The 21802-nt window shown below is 35.4% G+C and carries 14 protein-coding genes and 1 tRNA gene; 7 read left to right on the forward strand and 8 right to left on the reverse strand.

The window, feature by feature from the left end:
- Window positions 1-28 precede the first annotated feature (28 nt).
- A complete protein-coding gene (locus BM239_RS12160) occupies window positions 29-1801 on the reverse strand; it encodes an ABC transporter ATP-binding protein (RefSeq protein ID WP_092208988.1) in 1773 nt (590 codons plus the stop codon).
- The gene (truA, locus tag BM239_RS12165; protein ID WP_092208990.1) at window positions 1798-2541 is read right to left on the reverse strand and encodes a tRNA pseudouridine(38-40) synthase TruA; all 744 of its coding nucleotides are present in this window, start codon (window positions 2539-2541) and stop codon (window positions 1798-1800) included. Before truA ends, BM239_RS12160 begins: the two co-directional genes overlap by 4 nt.
- Before the next feature lie 122 nt (window positions 2542-2663).
- Between truA and BM239_RS12170 the strand changes: the two genes are divergently transcribed.
- Window positions 2664-3155, forward strand: a complete 492-nt coding sequence (locus BM239_RS12170; protein WP_092208992.1) for a metallophosphoesterase family protein — start codon at window positions 2664-2666, stop codon at window positions 3153-3155.
- A 276-nt stretch (window positions 3156-3431) separates the two neighbouring features.
- Here the strand turns inward: BM239_RS12170 and BM239_RS12180 are convergent, their stop codons facing one another.
- Window positions 3432-4016, reverse strand: a complete 585-nt coding sequence (locus tag BM239_RS12180; protein WP_092208996.1) for a hypothetical protein — start codon at window positions 4014-4016, stop codon at window positions 3432-3434.
- A gap of 138 nt (window positions 4017-4154) precedes the next feature.
- Entirely contained in the window at window positions 4155-4565 is a 411-nt protein-coding gene (locus tag BM239_RS12185) for a DUF4293 domain-containing protein (RefSeq protein WP_092208998.1), read from the reverse strand.
- 203 nt (window positions 4566-4768) lie between these two features.
- Here BM239_RS12185 and rho point away from each other — a divergent pair, with 203 nt between their 5' ends.
- Window positions 4769-6445 carry a transcription termination factor Rho gene (rho, locus tag BM239_RS12190; protein WP_092209000.1) on the forward strand — a complete coding sequence of 559 codons (1677 nt, stop codon included), beginning with the start codon at window positions 4769-4771 and terminating at the stop codon, window positions 6443-6445.
- A gap of 157 nt (window positions 6446-6602) precedes the next feature.
- On the opposite strand, the gene rpsT is transcribed toward rho, so the two are convergent.
- The 3 genes from rpsT to proS all read right to left on the reverse strand — a co-directional run bounded on the left by rpsT (window position 6603) and on the right by proS (window position 8586).
- The gene (gene rpsT, locus BM239_RS12195) at window positions 6603-6854 is read right to left on the reverse strand and encodes a 30S ribosomal protein S20 (protein WP_092209002.1); all 252 of its coding nucleotides are present in this window, start codon (window positions 6852-6854) and stop codon (window positions 6603-6605) included.
- A gap of 24 nt (window positions 6855-6878) precedes the next feature.
- Window positions 6879-6950 (reverse strand) — tRNA-Glu (locus tag BM239_RS12200).
- A gap of 157 nt (window positions 6951-7107) precedes the next feature.
- Window positions 7108-8586, reverse strand: a complete 1479-nt coding sequence (gene proS / locus BM239_RS12205; RefSeq protein ID WP_092209004.1) for a proline--tRNA ligase — start codon at window positions 8584-8586, stop codon at window positions 7108-7110.
- A 99-nt stretch (window positions 8587-8685) separates the two neighbouring features.
- Here proS and BM239_RS12210 point away from each other — a divergent pair, with 99 nt between their 5' ends.
- On the forward strand, window positions 8686-9660 hold the full coding sequence (locus BM239_RS12210) for a hypothetical protein (RefSeq protein WP_092209006.1): 975 nt from the start codon (window positions 8686-8688) through the stop codon (window positions 9658-9660).
- 33 nt (window positions 9661-9693) lie between these two features.
- On the forward strand, window positions 9694-11217 hold the full coding sequence (locus BM239_RS12215) for an OmpP1/FadL family transporter (protein ID WP_092209009.1): 1524 nt from the start codon (window positions 9694-9696) through the stop codon (window positions 11215-11217).
- A 571-nt stretch (window positions 11218-11788) separates the two neighbouring features.
- On the opposite strand, the gene BM239_RS12220 is transcribed toward BM239_RS12215, so the two are convergent.
- Window positions 11789-18877: a T9SS type B sorting domain-containing protein gene (locus BM239_RS12220; protein WP_092209011.1), complete on the reverse strand. Its 7089-nt coding sequence runs from the start codon at window positions 18875-18877 to the stop codon at window positions 11789-11791.
- 202 nt (window positions 18878-19079) lie between these two features.
- On the opposite strand from BM239_RS12220, the gene folE reads away from it, so the two are divergent.
- The 3 genes from folE to yidD all read left to right on the forward strand — a co-directional run bounded on the left by folE (window position 19080) and on the right by yidD (window position 21764).
- Entirely contained in the window at window positions 19080-19757 is a 678-nt protein-coding gene (gene folE / locus BM239_RS12225; protein WP_092209013.1) for a GTP cyclohydrolase I FolE, read from the forward strand.
- Window positions 19758-19834: 77 nt separating this feature from the next.
- A complete protein-coding gene (cysS, locus tag BM239_RS12230) occupies window positions 19835-21313 on the forward strand; it encodes a cysteine--tRNA ligase (protein ID WP_092209015.1) in 1479 nt (492 codons plus the stop codon).
- A 211-nt stretch (window positions 21314-21524) separates the two neighbouring features.
- Window positions 21525-21764 carry a membrane protein insertion efficiency factor YidD gene (yidD, locus tag BM239_RS12235; protein ID WP_092209017.1) on the forward strand — a complete coding sequence of 80 codons (240 nt, stop codon included), beginning with the start codon at window positions 21525-21527 and terminating at the stop codon, window positions 21762-21764.
- The last annotated feature ends 38 nt before the right edge of the window (window positions 21765-21802 follow it).

Here is a 21802-nt window from a genome sequence, read left to right on the forward strand (position 1 = left end):
AAAACCTACCAAACTGCTTTACAAAGTCTTATACGGCCACCTCTTCTTTGGCAAATTGCACATCGTGTAAGTTTTTATAATAGCCATTATCTTTCTTAAGCAACTCGTTATGTGTGCCTTGCTCTACAATTTCACCAGCGTCCATAACAATAATCTGATCTGCTTTTTTAATAGTCGCTAATCGATGAGCAATAACAATAGAGGTTCTATTTTTAGTTATTTTATCGGTAGCATTTTGAATTAATTGTTCAGAATAAGAATCTACTGACGATGTGGCTTCATCCAAAACCAAAATACTCGGGTTAGTTACATAAGCACGTAAAAACGAAATCAGTTGGCGTTGCCCAGAGGATAACATAGCACCTCGTTCTTTTACATTATAGTGATATCCGTTTGGCAAGGTCATAATAAAATCATGAATCCCTATAGCTTTCGCAGCTTCAACAACATCATCCTCTGTAATATGTGGATTATTTAACGTAATGTTGCTTAAAATGGTGTCTGCAAACAAAAATACATCCTGTAATACTACGGCAATTTGCTGTCTCAAAGAAGCCAAAGTAAATTCTTTAATATCAGTCCCATCAACTGTTATAACGCCTTTATTAATTTCATAAAAGCGATTTAATAAATTTATAATAGTAGATTTCCCTGCTCCTGTTGCTCCAACAATAGCAATGGTATCACCAGCTTTCACGTTTAAGGATATTCCTTTTAGCACTTCCTCATCAATTACATAACTAAAGTGAACATTATTAAAGTTAATATCTCCTTTAAAATGTGTTGCAACTTGCGTTCCGGTATCATCTATTTGCGATGTTGTTTCCAAAACTCTAAACACACGATTGGCTGCAACCATACCCATTTGCAAAGTATTGAATTTATCAGCTATTTGACGCAATGGTCTAAATAACATAGGAATCATCATGATAAATGCTGTTAAATCTCCTAGCGTTGCAGTATCATCAACCACCGCATTTAAGCCACCATACCAAGCTATTAAACCAATGGTAATGGATGATGATAATTCGGCAATTGGAAAAAATATTGAGTTATACCAAACTGTTTTTAACCAACCCTGTTTATGGCGTTCGTTAATTATTTTGAAATTTTTATATTCAGTATCTTCCCGTGTAAATAATTGCAAAATTTTCATGCCTGTAACACGCTCCTGAACAAAAGAATTTAAATTGGAGACTTCTGTACGAACTTCTTCAAAGGCTTTTTTCATGTACTTCTGAAAAATTCGTGTGGCATATAAAACCAAGGGCAACATTAAAAACACAATAATACTTAACTGCCAATTCATGTAAACCATAACACCGGAAACAACCAGCATGGTTAGTAAATCTCTAAAAATCATAAATAAACCTTCACCAAAAATAGCAGCAATACGCTCCATATCGGTAACGGCTCTGGTAATTAACACACCTACTGAAGAATTATCATAATACTTCATTTTAAAACGAAGCATATGGTTAAATAGGGTTACCCGAATATCTTTAACAACGGTTTGCCCTAGCCAACTAGCATAAAAGATAAATAGCAATTGGCTAATAACTTCAAATAATAATAGCGTGGCCATTAACAAAATGTATGGCAAAAAGCCCTCAAGCGTTTTAGTAGCTATATTTTTATCTATAGCTTGCTGCAAAATATAAGGCCTTGCAGCACTTAATAGTGCCAATAAAATAACCACAAAAAGCACACCAATAAAAACACGGTTGTAAGGTTTCATGAACTTTACAAGTTTTTTTAGGAGATTAGTGTCTAGTAATTTATTATCTGTTTTAGTTGTCATTTTTTTATAGACTCTGGATACGAAATTTGAATTAAATACAAACCATGTGCTGGAACAGAATAGCCTGCTTCTTGCCTGTTTTTAGATTGAATAATAGTGTCTAGGTCGGATAAACTAATTTTTCCTAACCCAATATTAATTAAAGTACCAACGATTGCCCGAACCATATTACGTAAAAATCGATCGGCTTGAATGGTAAAGTGCAATTCATCATCTATTAGTTCAAAATGCACACTCATAATATTACAATTATACGTCTTTACATCGGTGTTTGTTTTAGAAAAGCATTGAAAATCTTTATAGTTTAATAAGCTTTCAGCTGCTGTTTGCATTTTTGGAATATCGAGGTTTTGCTTTATAAAATAAGCCCTTTCAAAATTAAAAGCGTTTTTTTTCAAAGCTAAACGGTACAAATACGTGCGACTGGTGGCATGGAACCGTGCATGAGTTTCAGGTGTTACAGCAAATATATTCTGAATAGCCACATCTTTTGGTAATAACGCATTGAGTCTGTAACACAGATTATCATTGTTAAAAACAACCTCCGAATTAAAATGAGCAAACATCTGTTTGGCATGCACACCAGCATCGGTCCTTCCTGCTCCAACTATGGCTGTTTCTTGCCCTAATAAAGTGGACAGTGCTTTTTCAATCACTTCCTGAACCGAAATAGCATTGGGTTGGTTTTGCCAGCCGTGATAGTTCATTCCGTTATATGAAAGCTCTAGAAAATATCTCAATGGTTTATGTTATTTTTGTAAAATGCAAAGATAGAATTTTAATCGTTCTTGAAATTTCAAATAAAAGTTAAATATAAGCATAACAACTAATAAAAAGATTCCCACATTCATGGGATGTGAACATGAAAAAAATACTCCTCCTTTCCGATACCCACAGCTATGTTGATGATGACATTTTAAAATATGTGAAACAAGCAGATGAAGTTTGGCACGCTGGTGATATTGGCGATTTAAAAGTAACCGATACCATCAAAGCTTTAAAGCCTTTACGTGGCGTTTACGGCAATATAGATGACGAAAAAGCACGATTAGAATTCCCGTTAGACAACCGCTTTATGTGTGAAAGTGTTGATGTGTGGATAACCCATATTGGTGGATACCCGAATAAGTATAATGTAAGAATTAAAGAGCTGATTAAGGAAAACCCACCGCGTATTTTTATTTCAGGTCACTCGCATATTTTAAAAGTCATGCCAGACAAAAAACTCAATTTAATACATATGAATCCTGGCGCTATTGGTAAACATGGCTTTCATAAGGTGCGAACCATGCTGCGATTTACAATTGATGGAAAAAAAATTGAAAATTTGGAAGTGATTGAATTTAAGAAATAGCTCTTATTTTCTTTTATATTCTAAACTAAAAAATGATACAATTCCTGTAAAAACACCAACAAAAATTGAAGCTCTTAAGGAAAATTTAGCCAGAATATGTAAAATGACCGCGAGAAGAATTCCAGAAAGTAAATATAAGACAAACGCTTTACTCATGTTGTTTTTTTTATTTGTTCTAAAATAATCGTGAATTTCTATAAAAAAGCCGAAGATCTTCACCTTGGGCTCTCTTATTTTATTGTAAAAGGTTATTTAATTTTCATTATTTTCAAATTATTAATCAGAACAGATAGTTACACCTCCAAAAGCGCCACCATGATGAGCTGAAATATTGACAGCATTTCCATTACCAAAACCTTCCATGGCTTCTGTAAATGCATCTCTAATACAATCCTCACTCCAACATACATCTATAACAGTCATACCACTTGGACATTCCCATCTTGGTGGAGGTGTAGAGCATCCAGTATCTGTTCTATTCGTTTGTGATTCATTGCTTAAAGCTACCTCATCCAAATTAAAATTTGTAATCATTATTTTTTTATTATTGGCAACAATGAGATATGAGGCTCCATAAAAGTTACTATCACTTTTCGAACGAAAATCAAGTTGATTATTTAATTGATTTATGGTTTTAATAACATCTTCAAAATCTATTTTCTCTTTGGAAAAACTCTTACTATCCAAAACGATGTCTTTAGAATCATTGAAATTAACATTCAAGTCTAAATCATCAAAATCTATTTTTGAAAATAATTCTTCTGATTGATTTGTTTCGTCAGTTGAATTTACATCACTACTACAAGAACTAATAAATGCAAACACAAAGATAATTAAAATTGCTTTTAATTGATTTTTCATAATTTATAAATTTAAAGTTGACCCAATAATAATAATAATAACAACAACCTAATATCAGTAATATAAATCAGAAAAAAAAAAAAAAAGCCCAAGATCTTCACCTTGGGCTTACGCACTAATACTACTAAGATGATAGGTTTATCGTAACCGATCTACAGATTTTACAAGATCTTCATCCTTTTTGATGGCCTTATTGGCTAATGCCAATAACACGATAGTAACAATTGGAAGAAAAATCCCAATACCCTTCTCAGAAACAACCGTTTCTCCAGATAAATTTAGAGATTGATACACAAATAATCCTAGTAAAATAAAGTTTAATATGATGTTCAGTCGTCCCAACATAAATTGCGACTTCCTACTTTTAAATCTAAATATGGATAAAACAGACAATAATGCTGACCCTAAAAATAGCGCCAGTATATAATTAATATCTGCAGCAAATATTTTCACGCCTTGTGGAGTAGTCCACAATTCAAACACAAATATTAAACCGCCAGATACTATAGCAGCTAACATTAGATATAAAGTTTGAATTCGTTGTAACATGAATATTTTGTATTTGTCAGGGACAAAAATAGCAGTTTCTTTTAAAATTTAGCTAAAAAAAAGAAAATAAAGTTGTATAATTGCAGTAATGATTTACAACTATCAGATTTGTAAGTCATTATTCTTCAAAAAAAATAAGATCAATTTTTCTTCGGAATCATTCAACTTAACAACATTAAAATAAAACATTCAATTCAACATCAATGTTTGAAATCTCTCAATTAAAAGCAATGAAGCTACCTGAATTACAGGAAATAGCTCAAAAACTGAACGTTTCTAAATATCGTTCTTTAAAAAAATTAGATTTAGTTTATCAAATTCTAGATCATCAAGCCGCAAATCCGAAAGCTGTAAAAGAAGTTGTTTCCACAGAAACAAAATCTGAAACTCCTAAAGCAAAACCTGCTGAAAAAGCACCTAGAAAACGCGTACAGAAACCGACACGCGACACGAATAAGTCTAGTGCCGAACGACCTTCAGAAACTAACACTCCAAACAGCACAACAGAGACTAATAAGGATAACAATAAGGACAGCGCAAGTAATAACAACAAACAGGCCGCTACAGAAAAACCCAAAGCGCCTCAAAAACAAAATAAGCCAAATCCAAGGACTAAACCCAACACGCCACATAAACGTGATGATAAGAATGGGAACACTAAAGATGATAAGCAAAAGGACAATCGTCCACAAAATCAAAAACACGATAAAAAAAACAACGGAAATAAAGATACCCGTAATCGTTACAGAGAACCAGACTTTGAGTTTGATGCTATTATAGAAAGTGAAGGCGTACTAGATATCATGCAAGACGGATATGGTTTCTTAAGATCTTCGGATTACAATTATTTATCATCTCCAGATGACATATATGTATCCCAATCGCAAATTCGTTTATTTGGATTAAAAGTTGGTGATACCGTTTTAGGAAATGTAAGACCACCTAAAGAGGGTGAAAAATATTTTCCTTTAATAAAAGTTATAAGAATTAACGGACAAAGCCCAGGTGTTGTTAGAGACCGCGTTTCTTTTGAACATTTAACACCTTTATTTCCTCAAGAAAAATTTAATATTGCAGAAAAACAAAGTACCATTTCAACACGAATTATGGATTTGTTTTCTCCAATAGGAAAAGGGCAACGTGGCATGATTGTATCTCAGCCAAAAACTGGTAAAACGATGCTATTAAAAGATGTGGCAAATGCTATTGCGGCAAATCATCCTGAAGTTTACCAAATGATTCTTTTAATTGATGAACGTCCAGAAGAAGTTACAGACATGCAACGTAATGTGCGTGGTGAAGTGATAGCCTCAACCTTTGACAAAGAAGCACATGAGCACGTAAAAATTGCAAATATTGTTTTAGAAAAAGCAAAACGCCTTGTAGAATGTGGACACGATGTGGTTATCTTATTAGACTCTATTACCCGTTTAGCAAGAGCCTACAACTCGGTACAACCAGCATCTGGTAAAATTTTAAGCGGTGGTGTTGATGCCAATGCATTACACAAACCTAAACGCTTTTTTGGAGCCGCTCGAAATATTGAAAATGGTGGATCGTTAACAATTATAGCAACAGCTTTAACTGAAACTGGTTCTAAAATGGATGAAGTTATTTTTGAGGAATTTAAAGGCACTGGTAATATGGAGCTACAATTGGATAGAAAAATATCAAACCGTCGTATTTTCCCTGCAATTGATTTAACGTCGTCAAGCACGCGTCGTGATGACATTTTATTAGATGAATCAACCATACAAAGAATGTGGGTTATGCGTAAATATCTTGCAGACATGAACCCTGTAGAAGCTATGGAGTTTATTAATGAGCGCTTTAAACAAACTAAAAACAATGAAGAGTTTTTAATTTCAATGAATGGATAAAATTCGCAATTATAAATCAATAAAAAATGCCTTGAGAAATTCTCAAGGCATTTTTACTTATAAACAAAACTGGATTAAACTTTAAAATTTTGATATTTCAGAATAAAAAAAGCCTCTCACGAAGAGAAGCTTTTGTATTTTGAACTTTTCCTCTTTCTTATAAAGAAGCTACATGCTTAGCTAAACCAGATTTAAGGTTTGCTGCTTTGTTAGCATGAATAATATTTTTCTTCGCTAATTTATCAATCATAGAAGTTACATCAACAAACAATTCTTGTGCTTGCTTCTTGTCGCTTGTATCGCGCAATTTTTTAATTGCATTACGCGTTGTTTTGTGCTTATACTTATTTCTTAAGCGTTTAGCTTCGTTACTTCTAATTCTCTTTAACGCTGACTTGTGATTTGCCATTTGTTTCTTTTCTTATTAAAATTGTAGCCCGTAGGGGAATCGAACCCCTCTTACCAGGATGAAAACCTGGCGTCCTAGCCGATAGACGAACGGGCCATTTTGTTTTTGAGTGCGCAAATATAAATTTTTATATTTAAACTTGCAAACCTTTTGTTTTTCAAAATAACTTACAATGTCTCCATTGCGGATGCAAAAATACAACTATTTTTAAATGTTGCAACAACTATTTGAAATTTTTTATTTTTTTTTTCAATTAGTAAGCTTTTGCAAACAGCACACGCCCATTTGATGGTTTGCCAGAATACACACAATCACCACTTTGTGTCTCCATATCCGATGGAATGCAACGAATGGTGGCTTTCGTTAATTCTTTAATTTTTAATTCTGTTTCTTCTGTTCCGTCCCAATGCGCGGAAATAAAACCACCTTTGGTTTTTAATACCGTTTTAAATGTTTCAAAATCGTCTACTTCTGTAATATGAGAATCTCTAAAATCAAGTGCTTTCTTATAGAGTGTGTTTTGAATTTCAGTCATAAGACCTTCAACTGTTTCTGTTAAATTGTCAATAGCAATCACTTCTTTAGTTAAGGTATCACGTCTTGCTAGTTCCACAGTACCATTTTCTAAATCTTTAGGACCAATAGCAATGCGTAGTGGCACACCTTGTAGTTCATGTTGGGCAAATTTTGCGCCAGGCCTAAAGGTTGTTCGATTATCAAACTTAACTGTAATCCCTTTAGATCGTAGTTCACCCATAATTACATTTACAAGTGTTGAAATCTCTTCTAATTGCTCATCATTTTTATAAATTGGAACAATCACCACTTGATTTGGTGCTAAATTTGGAGGCAAAACCAAACCATGATCATCACTATGAGTCATAATTAATGCACCCATTAATCGAGTTGAAACACCCCAAGATGTTGCCCAAACATATTCTTGCTTCCCTTCTTGAGTCGCAAACTTAACATCAAAAGCTTTGGCAAAATTCTGACCTAAAAAATGAGAGGTTCCAGCTTGTAGTGCTTTACCATCTTGCATCAGTGCTTCAATACAATATGTTTCAACAGCACCTGCAAAGCGCTCACTATCTGTTTTCACACCTTTTATTACAGGAATAGCCATAAAATTCTCAACAAATGTAGCGTATACGTTATTCATTAATTCTGCTTCCTTTACAGCTTCGACTTTCGTAGCATGAGCCGTATGACCTTCTTGCCATAAAAATTCGGCGGTTCTTAAAAATAAACGTGTGCGCATTTCCCAGCGCACTACATTTGCCCATTGATTAACCAAAATAGGCAAATCTCTATAAGATTGAATCCATCCTTTATATGTATTCCATATAATTGCCTCGCTTGTTGGCCTTACAATTAATTCCTCTTCTAATTTAGCTTCAGGGTCAACACGAAGTTTTCCTGGGTTTTCAGGATCGTTTTGCAATCTATAGTGTGTAACAATGGCACATTCTTTTGCAAACCCTTCGGCGTTTTTCTCTTCTGCTTCAAACAAACTTTTAGGAATAAATAAGGGAAAGTAAGCGTTCTGGTGACCAGTTTCTTTGAACATTCGATCTAATTCGGCTTGAATCTTCTCCCAAATTGCAAACCCATAAGGTTTAATTACCATACAACCACGTACGGCTGAATTCTCTGCTAAGTCCGCCTTAACAACTAATTCGTTGTACCATTTGGAGTAGTCTTCGTCTCTACTTGTAAGTTTTTTGCTCATATACAGGATTTTGGCACAAATATTGCGACTATGTTAAATATAAAAATAGTTTCGCAAAACTAACTATTTTTGTTATGTTCAACAATTAAATTAAGAGATATGTCCTTCAAAAACTACTTTACAGAAAAAATAACCACTTTAGCAACTTTTAGCAGCCTGCTTTTAGTTACAGCTTGTGGTACCTACCAACAAGTGGACGATAGTGATGGAATTTACAGTTCTACTTCAAGTTCCGTTGAACAAGAAACTTACGTAGAGGCTAATAATGCTAGCAGCACGTATTATGAAAATTATTTTAAAGAAAAATCTAGCGAATTAGAATTGTATTCTGAAAATGAAGTTTTTACAGATGTTGATGATTATGAAGGCGACTATGTAGAAAATGATTCTTTAGAAGTTGAACGCGAATCTTATGCTGGTTGGGGACAAGAAACATCTAATGTATCTATTAATGTTTATGGTGGTGTCGGATTTTATGATCCGTTTTACTCACCATTCTATTATGGTTATTCACCTTTTTGGTATGGCTATGGATACTATCCTTATTACGGAGGTTTTGGATTCGGCTATGGATACGGATATCCAGGCCTATATAATCCATGGTATGGTGGCGGATTTTACGGTAATTATTGGAATAATTACTATTACAGAAATAACGTAGCTTTTGTAAACGGTAGACGTGGTAGCAGCTATTACAGATCAGGTCGTAATTCAAATTCCAGATATTATGATACAAGTCGTATTTATAATACCGAGGCCAGAAGAACTAATACTTCAAACAGACGAAATAGATCTGAAGCAACCTATTCAAACACTCGTAATTCCCGTTCTACAAATGGTGATGTTCGTACGCGTACACGAACTAGAGTAAATACAAACGCCAATACACCTCGTGTAAGAACTAACAATAATAATAGTAGAACCCGAACAAGAACAAATACACAAACTAGAAATAACACTTACAGTACTCCTAGAAGATCTACATCTCCTACCATGAGTAGTGGCTCTAGTCGTGGCTCCTCTATGCGTGGAGGCATGAGAAGTTCAGGCGGTAGACGTGGAGGCGGAATCTAATTGCTTATTGTAAGAAAAAAGAAAAATTGTATTATGAAAAAATTAATTCTACTGTCAGTGGCCATGCTAGCCATGTCTCAAATATATGCACAAGACATTTCGGATGCCTTACGCTATTCTCAAGATAATATTCAAGGAACCGCAAGGTTTAGAGCTTTGAGTGGTGCTTTTGGCGCATTGGGAGGTGATATGAGTGCTGTAAGCATTAATCCAGCTGGATCTGCAGTTTTCAATTCTGGACACATATCCATGTCATTAGCTAATATGTACACTAAAAATAAAACACAGTTTTATGATGGTTACAGCGAAACGTCTGATTCTAATTTTGATTTAAATCAAACTGGTGCCGCTTTTGTTTTTTATAATAACAATCCAAATTCACTTTGGAAAAAATTTACGCTATCTGCTTCTTATGATAAAATAAGCAACTATGATGATAATTGGTTGGCTTTTGGAACAAATACAAGAAATTCAATTGGTTCTTATTTCACGGGTTATGCCAATGGATTGAGGCTTGACGAAATTTCTGGATTTCAAGGTGAGTCCTATACGCAAGCATATCGAGAAATAGGCAGTTTTTATGGCTATGACAATCAACAAGCGTTTCTTGGTTATGAATCGTATATATTGGAACCACTGACTGAAGATGATGATAATACGGTTTATTCTTCAAATATTGCTCCAGGAGAATACTATCAAGAATACAGTTATGCTTCTCGTGGCTATAATGGTAAATTCACATTTAATGCGGGTACACAATTAGGCGAAAATTTATATCTAGGTGTCAACTTAAATTCACACTTCATCAATTATGAACAATCAACCTTTCTTTATGAAAGCAATGATAATTTAGGTTCTACAGTAAATAGAGTTCGTTTTCAAAACAATTTATACACAACGGGTTCTGGATTTTCATTTCAAATAGGTGCTATTTATAAATTGACCGAAAGCCTCCGAGCTGGTATGAGTTACAATTCCCCTACATGGTTTACTATTAATGAGGAATCCTCGCAATATGTATCAACTGTTAGGCAAGAAGATGGCAGCAATGTTTCTCAATTGGTTGATCCTTTTATCACTAATATTTTCCCTAGTTATAGATTAAACAGTCCAGGGAAATTCACTGGTAGTTTAGCTTATGTTTTCGGAAACTTTGGCTTGATTAGCTTTGATTATTCGTTACGTAATTATGGTAATACAAAATTTAGACCATCTTCGGATCCTTTATTCAGATCTGAAAACAATAAAATGAGTACCCTTCTTACTACGGCATCAACATACAAATTAGGTGGTGAATTAAAACTAAATCGCTTAAGCATAAGAGGTGGTTATCGTTTTGAAGAAAGTCCTTATAAAAATGCTACTTTCATTGGCGATTTATCTGGTTACTCCCTTGGTTTGGGTTTTAACTTTGGAAATTCTACCAAATTAGATTTAACCTATGATCAAGCAAAACAGACCAATGAAACGCAATTATATAGCGTAGGATTAACGGATAGAGCGAATATTGACTCGAGAAACTCTAATGTGACTCTTACATTAAGCTTCAATTTATAAAGTAAAATTTGTTTTAAATTAAGCCCATACTTTAATTACAGAAAAAGCCTAAAACATAAATACGTTTTAGGTTTTTTTTTGTGGAAAATGACACAGAACATAAACTATTTATAATAGAGTGTCGTATTCAAAACATGCAAGTAGTTTTTTATAAACACATCTTTAGGATTGATTCGCTTATAATGTTATGTTTTTTATGTGGGTTCTGTACTAACCGACATAAAACAATCATTAATATTTAAAGAGCTTAAAGATTACGATATTGAATTTGTAAGAAAATACTATTTTTCCATACATCATCCATAGCGTATCCATACACCATTCATACACGTGACTAGAGCTAAAACAGCTAAACAGGTTAATAAATAAATCCTGAAATTTATTTATTATACAACTCTTTTTTTTATCCTAAAATGATTGTTCAGTTTCTTTCATGTTTTAAAAAACATCAAGATGGTTCAAATGCTTATTATTGATTGTTTCGGTACTTTAAATACAATCTTAAAAAAAAAGCTAAACAATTATATTTCTATAAAAGTTTAGCCTTTTTAAAAGTTGGTTAATTAGCTTATTAACGTTTTAAGGTAAAATGCGCTTTAAATTGCTTCATTCCCTCATCAACCGATTCTTGATAATCAATGCTAAACCAGTAATCACTTGTTGGTAACGGTTGTCCGTTATAATTTCCATCCCATCCTGGTCCATTTGGATTTAGTTGTTTTACTAATTTACCATATCTATCAAAAATATAAATTTTCACATTTTGAAGCGCTGTTGCACCAGAAATTTGCCACGTATCATTATCACCATCATTATTTGGTGTGAAAAAGAGTGGATAATCTAATACGAGAACGGTTTCTATAGCTTCACCACATCCATTAATGTCTCTGGCTTTGATAGTATGCTCGCCTATAGACACATCTGTAAACGTGTAGGTATTGGTATTAGGTGTATTGCTAACCCAAGGCCCATTATCAATACTAAATTCAAAAATTGCTGAACCATCACCCGTTGCGGTTGCTACAATAACATGGTTATCAGCAAAAGCTTGAGTGGTTACTTCAGCCACCAGATTTGGTGGTGAACTTAAAATAACTTCTGTTGTTAACATACTTGGACACATGTTATTTACATCCGTAACTAATACCGTGTAGATTCCTTCCGTAGTTGGTTCAAAGCTTGCATTGGTTCCAATTATAGTTGCTGGTGCACCTGCTTCTGTCCACTCAAATGTATACAGGCTAGGATCTAAGTTAGTATCTAAAATAGGGCTATTAACCACTTCTGTACCATTGGTGTTAACACATAATGTATATGAATCTTCCAATGTAAAGGCTGGAATTGGATCTACCATTAATGTCATTGATGTGGTATCATAACAAATATCATCGACGGTTGTGTCATTATCCACACGAACAAAAATAACTTGTGGGTTAATTGAATTTTCAAAAGGCACACTCGTATCTATTGCGTTGGTTGCCAAATCTGCATCTGTTTGAGAGGTATAATACGTAACCGTAAAGTTTACTGGATCTTGACCATCTAAAACGAAAGGGTTTTGTGATTCTAAATCGAAACCAACAGAATCATTAGTTGGATCGTTATCAAATTCCATATTATCATCACATAATGCAAATTCTAATAGATTATTATCAGGATTTGCCACAGCGGCTTCTTGAACAATTACAAAGAAACTTACGGTAGCAATATCACAACCTGTTACTCTATTTTCAATGTTTACAAATATTTCTTGTGGATTAACTGTGTTTGGAAATGCTGATGGATTGGCTATACCACCCATTCCAGTTTCCGCAGCTGCCAACGTCGTATAATAGGTAACATTGAAATCCGTAGCACTTTGACCAGCTAATATTTCGGATTCTCTCTGTGTTAAATCGAACGTATAAATATTATCAAACGGATCATCACATGCAATAATATCTTCTACCGAGGTAGGAGTATCCGGTAATGGATTTACAATAATATCAAACGTTACAATTGAATAACAACCAGTTCCCATATCCATTGGATCTGCTGGATCTCCAGTTTTAGTTACACGCACATAAATTGTTTGTGTTGGACTTTCGTTAGGATACATGGTTGGGTTGGGTATCGGGTTATTTCCAGATTCCGCATCCGCCATGGTTGTGTGGTAGGTTACCGTTTCATTAAAGTCGTTTAACATTGCTGCTTCGTTAACTGTTATGTCGAACACTTCTTCTAAATCACCAGTATTATTATCATCACATAATTCTAAATCTGGCAACATATCATTTGGTGTTGGCAGTGTATTTACAACCAATGTTAAAGTTGATAGCGCATAACAATCTACACCATTTTCGGTAGACGAAACTGTTACAAAAATAGTTTGTGGGTTATGTGGTGCACCACCAATAGATGTATTAGCATAAGCCGTATAATCTGGAATTGGATTGTTAGCCGTTACATCTGCCATAGTTTCAAAATAATTTACAGTCCAGCTTGAATTTCCGCCTGTAATAACTGAATCCTGATTGGTTAAATCGAAAATAGCATAACCATCATTATCTGCTGAATCATCACAAATTGGATAAAGCGTCGCATCTGTAGTGGTTACAGGAGTTGGTAGCGGATTCACAATCAACTCTAAAGATGTAATGGTAATACAAGTTGTTAAGTTATTTTCAACGCGCACCCAAATAGTTTGGTTTGGCACATCTGAATTTGTGAAAGCTGCAGGCGTTGCAATATAAGTTGCTGCTGTAACACCAGTTTCAGCACCCACTTGATCGGTATAATAAGTAACACTATAATCCAATGGACTTAATCCATTTAATATTTCTGTATTTCTTATTGTCAAGTCGAATTCTGTCATCCCATCTGCTGTACCATCATCGTCGCACAACACGATAGGTTCTGGATTCAATTCAATTTCAGGTGTATCATCAACAATTAATTGTAATTGTAAAATGGTTGGACAACCTGTTCCTGACCCATAGTCCACACGAATGTATACAATTTGTCCTGCTACATTTGTAAAAACATCTGGTTGCGGATTGATATCATTTTCAGCATCTGTTTGAGTCAGATGAAATGAAACTTCAAAAGTTGGATCTAAAGCTTCTATATCATTTCGTGTGTCTGTTAAGTCAAACACACCTAAATTATCATTATCTGGATCACAATAACGTAAAGGAGCTGGATTTGGAACAGCAGGAGCATCTACCACACCTAATGTTAGCGTTGTAAAATCAAAACAACCTGTTATAGTATCTTCTACACGAACAGAAAGCACTTGCCCATCTGTACCAACATAAGCAGTAGCAGATGGTAATACTTGTGGTGTTCCGTTTTGAGCGTCCAACAAGTTTTCATAGTAGGTTACAACATAATTAGTATTTCCTCCAGATATTTGATTGTTTTTTGTTGTTAAGTCCATTTCAGTCATACCATCTGCTACATTATCATCACATACAATTAATGGTGATGGATCAACGACATTCGGCAATGGATTTATAGTCACCACAAAACTATTTTCATCAAAACAATTTGGTGTGGTTCCCGTTTCAGCATATACATAAATGGTTTGCGTGCTGGAAATAACATCTCCTGCATTTAAAACCGTACCTGTCCCTCCAGCTGCTGTATAATATGCACCATTTACAAGTGCTGGCAATGTATAACTTACACATTCAGTTACGTTTGCAGGTGCATCAACAGTAGGTGTTGTATTAATTGTAACAACAAAGCTACTTTCATCTGTACAATTAGGAACGGTTCCCGTTTCAGCATATATAAAAATAGTTTGGGTGGTTGTAATGGCATCACCTGCATTCAAAACCGTACCTGTACCACCAGTCCCTGTATAATAGTCACCAACGGTTAATGCCGGAAGTGTAAAACTATCACATGCCGTAACATCTGCTATAACATCGGCAGTTGGTGTATTGTTAATGGTAACAACAAAACTATTTTCAGCCGAGCAATTTGGTGTTGTTCCTGTTTCAGCATATACAAAAATGGTTTGGGTGCTTGTTATCGGGTCACCTGCATTCAACATGGTTCCCGTTCCTCCTGTTCCCGTATAATACGTTCCATTAGTTAAAGCAGGCAGCGTATAGCTATCACAAACGGTTACATCCAATGGTGCATCCACCGTTGGTGTCGTATTGATGGTAACAACAAAACTATTTTCAGCCGAACAATTTGGTGTCGTTCCAGTTTCGGCAAATACAAAAATAGTTTGGGTGGTTGTAATGGCATCACCTGCATTCAGAACCATACCTGTTCCTCCTGTACCAGTGTAATATGTACCACTTGATAATGCTGGCAAAGTATAGGTATCACAAGCAGAAACATCTGCAGGTGCATCAATAGTTGGCGTGTTATTTATGGTAACAACAAAACTATTCTCATCCGTACAATTTGGTGTTGTAGCTGTTTCGCCATACACATATATTGTTTGCGTGGTTGAAATGGTATCACCTACATTTAATGTAGTTCCCGTTCCTCCAGGTCCAGTAAAGTAATTTCCGCTTACTAAAGCTGGTAGTACATAACTATCACAAGCCACAACATCCGTTGGTGCATCAACAGTTGGTGTTGTATTTACAACTACTGTTACCGTGTTAGTTGCCGAATCATTTGGTGCTGTTAAACCACTGTCGGTTAATGTAACTTCATACGTTGTAGTTGCTGCTGGTGGTGGCGATAATACTAATGTTGAATTGGTACCTAATACCGTTGCATTTCCTTGCTCTGTCCAGCTATAGCTATACGTTCCTACTGCTGTTCCAGGTGATGGATTTGCCGTTAAAGTAACATCTGCTCCTGCATCATTACAAATGGACGGCATATCAGCGGTTGCAGTTACCGATATAGTACACACATCAATAGTCGCAACAAAACTATTTTCAGCAAAACAATTAGGCGCTGTTCCTGTTTCTGCGTACACATAAATGGTTTGTGTAGTGGTAATTAAATCGCCTGCATTTAAAACTGTTCCTGTTCCACCAGGACCTGTATAATAGGTTCCATTTACCAATGCTGGTAAGGCATACTCGTTACAAACCGTTATATCTGTAGGTGCATCAACCGCTGGTGTGTTATTAATAGTTACAACAAAGCTATTTTCAGAAAAACAATTTGGTGTTGTTGCTGTTTCAGCATACACATAAATAGTCTGTGACGTATTAATAGATGTACCTGCCGCAATAACTCCGCCTGTTCCACCAGCTCCATTATAATATTGCCCTCCAGTTAATGCTGGTAACACATAACTATCACAAGCTGTAACATCGGCAGGATTATCAATTACTGGAGTATCATTTATGGTTACTACAAAACTATTCTCATCAAAACAATTTGGTGTTGTTCCTGTTTCAGCATATACATAAATAGTTTGTGTGCTGGTAATGGCATCACCTGCGCTTAATAGGGTTCCTCCACCATTTGCAGCGGTGTAATAGTCTCCGCTTACCAATGCTGGTAAGGTATAGGTATCACAAAAAGTAACATCTACTGGTGCGTCAACCATTGGTGTTGTATTAACGGTTACGGTAACTGTATTGGTGACAGTATCATTTGGTGGCGTTAATCCATCATCTGTTAATGTGACTTCATAGGTTGTTGTTGCTGTAGGAGGTGGCGACAATAGCAAGGTTGCATTAGTTCCTAAAACTGTGGCGTCTCCTTGAACTGTCCAGCTATAACTATACGTTCCTACGGCAGTTCCTGGCGTTGGTGTTGCTGTTAGGGTAACATCTGCACCAGCATCATTACAGATAGTTGGCATATCAGCAGTTGCCGTTACAGCCAGTGTGCAACTATCGATGGTTACCACAAAACTATTTTCATCAAAACAATTAGGTGTGGTACCTGTTTCGGCATACACATAAATAGTTTGGGTGGCTGTAATTATATCACCAGCATTCAACAAGATCCCTGTCCCTCCTGGACCTCCTGTTGCTGTATAGTATTCGCCAACAGTTAATGCTGGTAAGGTATAATCGTTACAAGCGGTAACATCTGCAGGACTGTCTGCTGATGGTGTTGTATTGACCGTTACAGTTGCTGATAATGATACAGCACCACCACAAACCGAATTCAAGTTGTTAGCAGATAATAAATTTATAGTTTGGGTTGTAGTAATTCCAGCAAGGGTAATAACTTCAATTCCAGTGGCATCTAGCATAACTGTTTCTGTAGTCCCACCGTTGATATTGTACTCTACGACATCATTTTCTGATCCCGAAATTGTAAATACCGCATCGCCTGAATCACATACATCAGCACTTGCTGTAACGGTTACTACAGGTGTTGGCTGTACCACTACAGTTATTGGCCTAAAAGCGGTATAAACATCTGTGGTTAAAGCATCTGTATACGTTACCTGTGCCACATAGGTCGTTGTTTGGCTTGGTGTTACGGTTAAGTTTGTAGGGTCTGTCCCTAAAACAGTGCCATCTTCAGCTAACCATTGAAAGGTTGTAATTGTAGGGCCATTTGGCACAAATTGATAGGCTTCTGGAGCCGTAAAAGGGATATCCCAAACCCCTGTATTTCTTCCTGGAGGCGAAATACCTTGCGTTCCTGCATTATTTTGAATGCCAATGGCTGCTCTTCCGCCAGCCCAACCTGGACAAACTGGTTTTTGAAATATATAAGTTTCTACAATGTTGGTGGTTTCATAAAACATGATCATTTGTGAGGTTTTCAATGAATTACAGGCAGAACTAAATTGAGCCACATTGAAAAAACTAAATACAAAGACACGAAATGGTGCCTCACCTTTTATACTATAGGTTATATTAAAATCTGTACCTAAAGTTCCTGAAGCACTTGGATCGGTATCATGAATAGCTCCAAAAATATTTCCATCTCTAAGTGCTGCATCTGTATTGTTAGGAATTAAAGCACCAGCGGCTGGTGTCCAAAAATGACCACCACCAGCATTACTTAAATCAAAACTGACCGCTCCATTAGTTGATAAAACACACTGCGAATAGTTTTGCTGATAAAACTCAAAATCAAAAGCAAAATTAATTATATTACTCCAATTATCATCTGTAGTCAATGAGGTACCCGTAGCAGTATCGCCAAAAGAAAACGGCGGATTAAACGGAATGGTATTTACCGTATAACTATTAGATTCACCTATTTCTTGAAAGGATGCCGAAAGTGTTAATGGCGGAATGGTTCCCGTATTTAAATCCAAGCAAAACGGATCGGTAATACACACATTACCACCACAATTTACATTCCCAGAGCTTGCTGAAATGCTCATTTCTGAAGAACCAGAACCAGAACTAACACTTCCTGGAAATATACGGATTTCTATAACGGCTGTATCGCAATTGGTTAGATTCGCATTTTCACAGATCTGATACGTTATATAATAAATTCCTTGTGGTGTATTGGCCGCAATATTAACAAAGCCTAGCGGATTAAAGGTAATAAAACCTGTTGGATCTGGAACCGTTTCTGTAAAGGTAAAATTACCGTAAGTACCGAAATTTAAAGCGGTTCCGTTAAAGTAATCGTTTAAAAAAATACGATTTCCTGTTGAGGTTGCTGCATTTGGATTATCGGATCGTCCAACAACCACATCGTCAATAGCAACAAGCTGCGCATAGGCCGTACCAATAAACAGAAAACAAATTAAAATAATTATTTTTTTCATGAAATTTTAACTAAATCCTTGATCATAGAGGGAATATCTATAAGTTAGGGTTATTATACATATAAATTTTGTGGTGTAAATTAAGAAAAAATTAAGGAAAAACACTCTAAAATTATCAAGAAATTAATTGTTTGTTAATTCAGTTATCAAAAAAATGGAATTCCTTATCTTTGCAGATTAAAAACCTATTTATTTCGAAATAATGAAAATTAATGACAATACAGCTGATTTTGATGCCATTGGAGATGACCATGTAGGAACATCGGCTGACACACCATTACGTAACGATGCGTTTGTTTTAAATTCAGAAGAAAAAATTGACATAATCAAAGATGATGTTCGCCATATTATGGAAACCCTTGGACTTGATTTATCTGATGACAGTTTAAAAGGCACACCTAACCGTGTAGCTAAAATGTTTGTCAATGAAATTTTTGGAGGACTAAACCCAAACAAAAAACCGAGCGCTTCTACCTTTGAAAACAAATATAAATATGGTGAAATGCTCGTTGAAAAAAATATTACGGTGTATTCAACTTGCGAGCACCACTTATTACCTATAGTAGGAAAAGCTCATGTGGCTTATATTTCAAATGGATCGGTTGTAGGATTATCTAAAATGAATCGGATTGTTGATTATTTTGCTAAACGTCCGCAAGTACAAGAGCGCTTAACCATTCAAGTTGTTCAAGAACTTCAAAAAGTTTTAAATACGGATGATGTTGCCTGTGTTATAGATGCCAAACATTTGTGTGTAAACTCCAGAGGTATTCGCGACACAGAAAGCAGTACCGTTACCGCAGAATTCGGTGGAAAATTTAAAGAAGCAGGAACCCGACGTGAGTTTTTAGATTATATTAAATTGGACACTGCTTTTTAATGAACTATTATGTTAGTGATTAAAATAGCCTGAAAACTTTAAGGACAGACAAGTACTTTAACAACAAACATTTTCAAATGCACTTATACAACCAGCAAGATTTAAAAATCTACAATACATTACATGGTGAAAAAGAAACGTTTAAACCCATAACAGATGGCTATGTAGGTATGTATGTGTGTGGACCAACGGTATATAGCCATGTGCATTTAGGAAATGTGCGCACCTTTATATCTTTCGATATGATTTTTCGATACCTCAAACATTTGGGTTATAAAGTGCGTTATGTCCGAAATATAACAGATGCTGGCCATTTAGAAAATGATGGTGATATTGGTGAGGATAAAATTACAAAAAAAGCACGTTTAGAAGCCATAGAGCCTATGGAAATTGTGCAACGCTATACTGTGGACTTTCATAATGTATTAAACACCTTTAATCTTTTACCACCCAGTATTGAACCAACCGCTACGGGTCATATCATTGAACAAATTGAACTCATACAATCTATTGTAGATAACGGCTTTGCTTACACCGTAAATGGTTCTGTGTATTTTGACGTCCATAAATACAATGAATCCAATGAATATGGTATTTTAAGTAAACGCAAGTTAGAAGACTTAATTCATAACACTCGAGCGCTTGATGGTCAGAGTGACAAGAAAAATCCACAAGATTTTGCCCTGTGGAAAAAAGCAGAACCTACACATATTATGCGTTGGCCATCGCCGTGGAGTGATGGTTTTCCTGGATGGCATTTGGAATGCACAGCTATGAGCACGAAATATCTTGGCGATTTTTTTGATATTCACGGTGGCGGAATGGACTTAAAGTTTCCACATCATGAATGTGAAATTGCACAAAATCAAGCCTCAAAAGGTCAGGCTCCAGTTAAATATTGGATGCATGCTAATATGTTGGAATTAAATGGTGCTAGAATGAGTAAATCTACAGGCAATTTTATCAATCCAGCAGAATTACTTTCTGGGAAAAATGATATCATGTCTAAAGCTTATAATCCAAGCGTGATTCGTTTTTTTATGATGCAGGCATCATATAGAAGTGTTTTAGATTTAACAGATGCTGGTCTTGATGCTAGTGAAAAAGGATTTAAACGTTTAATGGACGCTTTAAATTTATTAGATTCTTTAAAGACATCAAGCACATCTACACATGATATTTCCGCTTGGAAACAATCATGCTATGATGCTATGAATGATGATTTTAATACACCTATTCTCATTGCTAAACTATTTGAAGCTGTCAAGTTTATTAATCAAATACACGAAGGTAAAGCAGCCATTACAACTACCAATTTAGAAATCCTTAAAGAAACCTTGAACGCCTTTGTTTTTGACGTTTTAGGTTTAGAAAATTTGCGTGAATCGGACAGCTCTTCAAACAAACTATCTGGTGCGGTGGAACTACTCATCAAATTACGTCAGGAAGCAAGAGCGAATAAAAATTTTGCATTATCAGATCAAATTCGCGACGAATTAGCAGAAATAGGCATTCAGTTAAATGACAGTCGAGAAGGAACAACATTTTCTTATTAAAAGCTTGTTGCATTTATTGTTTGATGTTAAGTTGTAACTCACTCTAGGTTTATTTAAAGCGGCATTATTCTAATTAAATTTGATAATCTTTTAAAGCGACTTTGCTTGTTGATTTATTAGTAAACAAATGCTTTATATAAAAATTACTTTTATATATTTTTACGCAACGACACAACAAGCAGCTTAACAACATACAAACTATCAGCACATTTTGCTAAAAAAAATACTCACATATCCATTTCTATTACTAATCAAGATTTACCAAATCTTCATTTCGCCATGGACACCTTCAACGTGTCGGTTTCAACCAACTTGTTCACATTATGCCAAAGAGGCTTTAGAAAAACATGGTTTTTGGAACGGTGGGAAATTAGCCGTTATTAGGATTTTTAGTTGTCATCCTTGGGGACGTTCTGGCTTTGACCCTGTTCCAGATAAGGATGACAACTAAAAATTGCCAACTCGCCAGCTCGCACTTTCTCTAAAAAT

The sequence above is a fragment of the Algorimicrobium echini genome (genome assembly GCF_900115185.1).
GTDB classification, from domain to species: Bacteria; Bacteroidota; Bacteroidia; order Flavobacteriales; family Flavobacteriaceae; genus Algorimicrobium; species Algorimicrobium echini.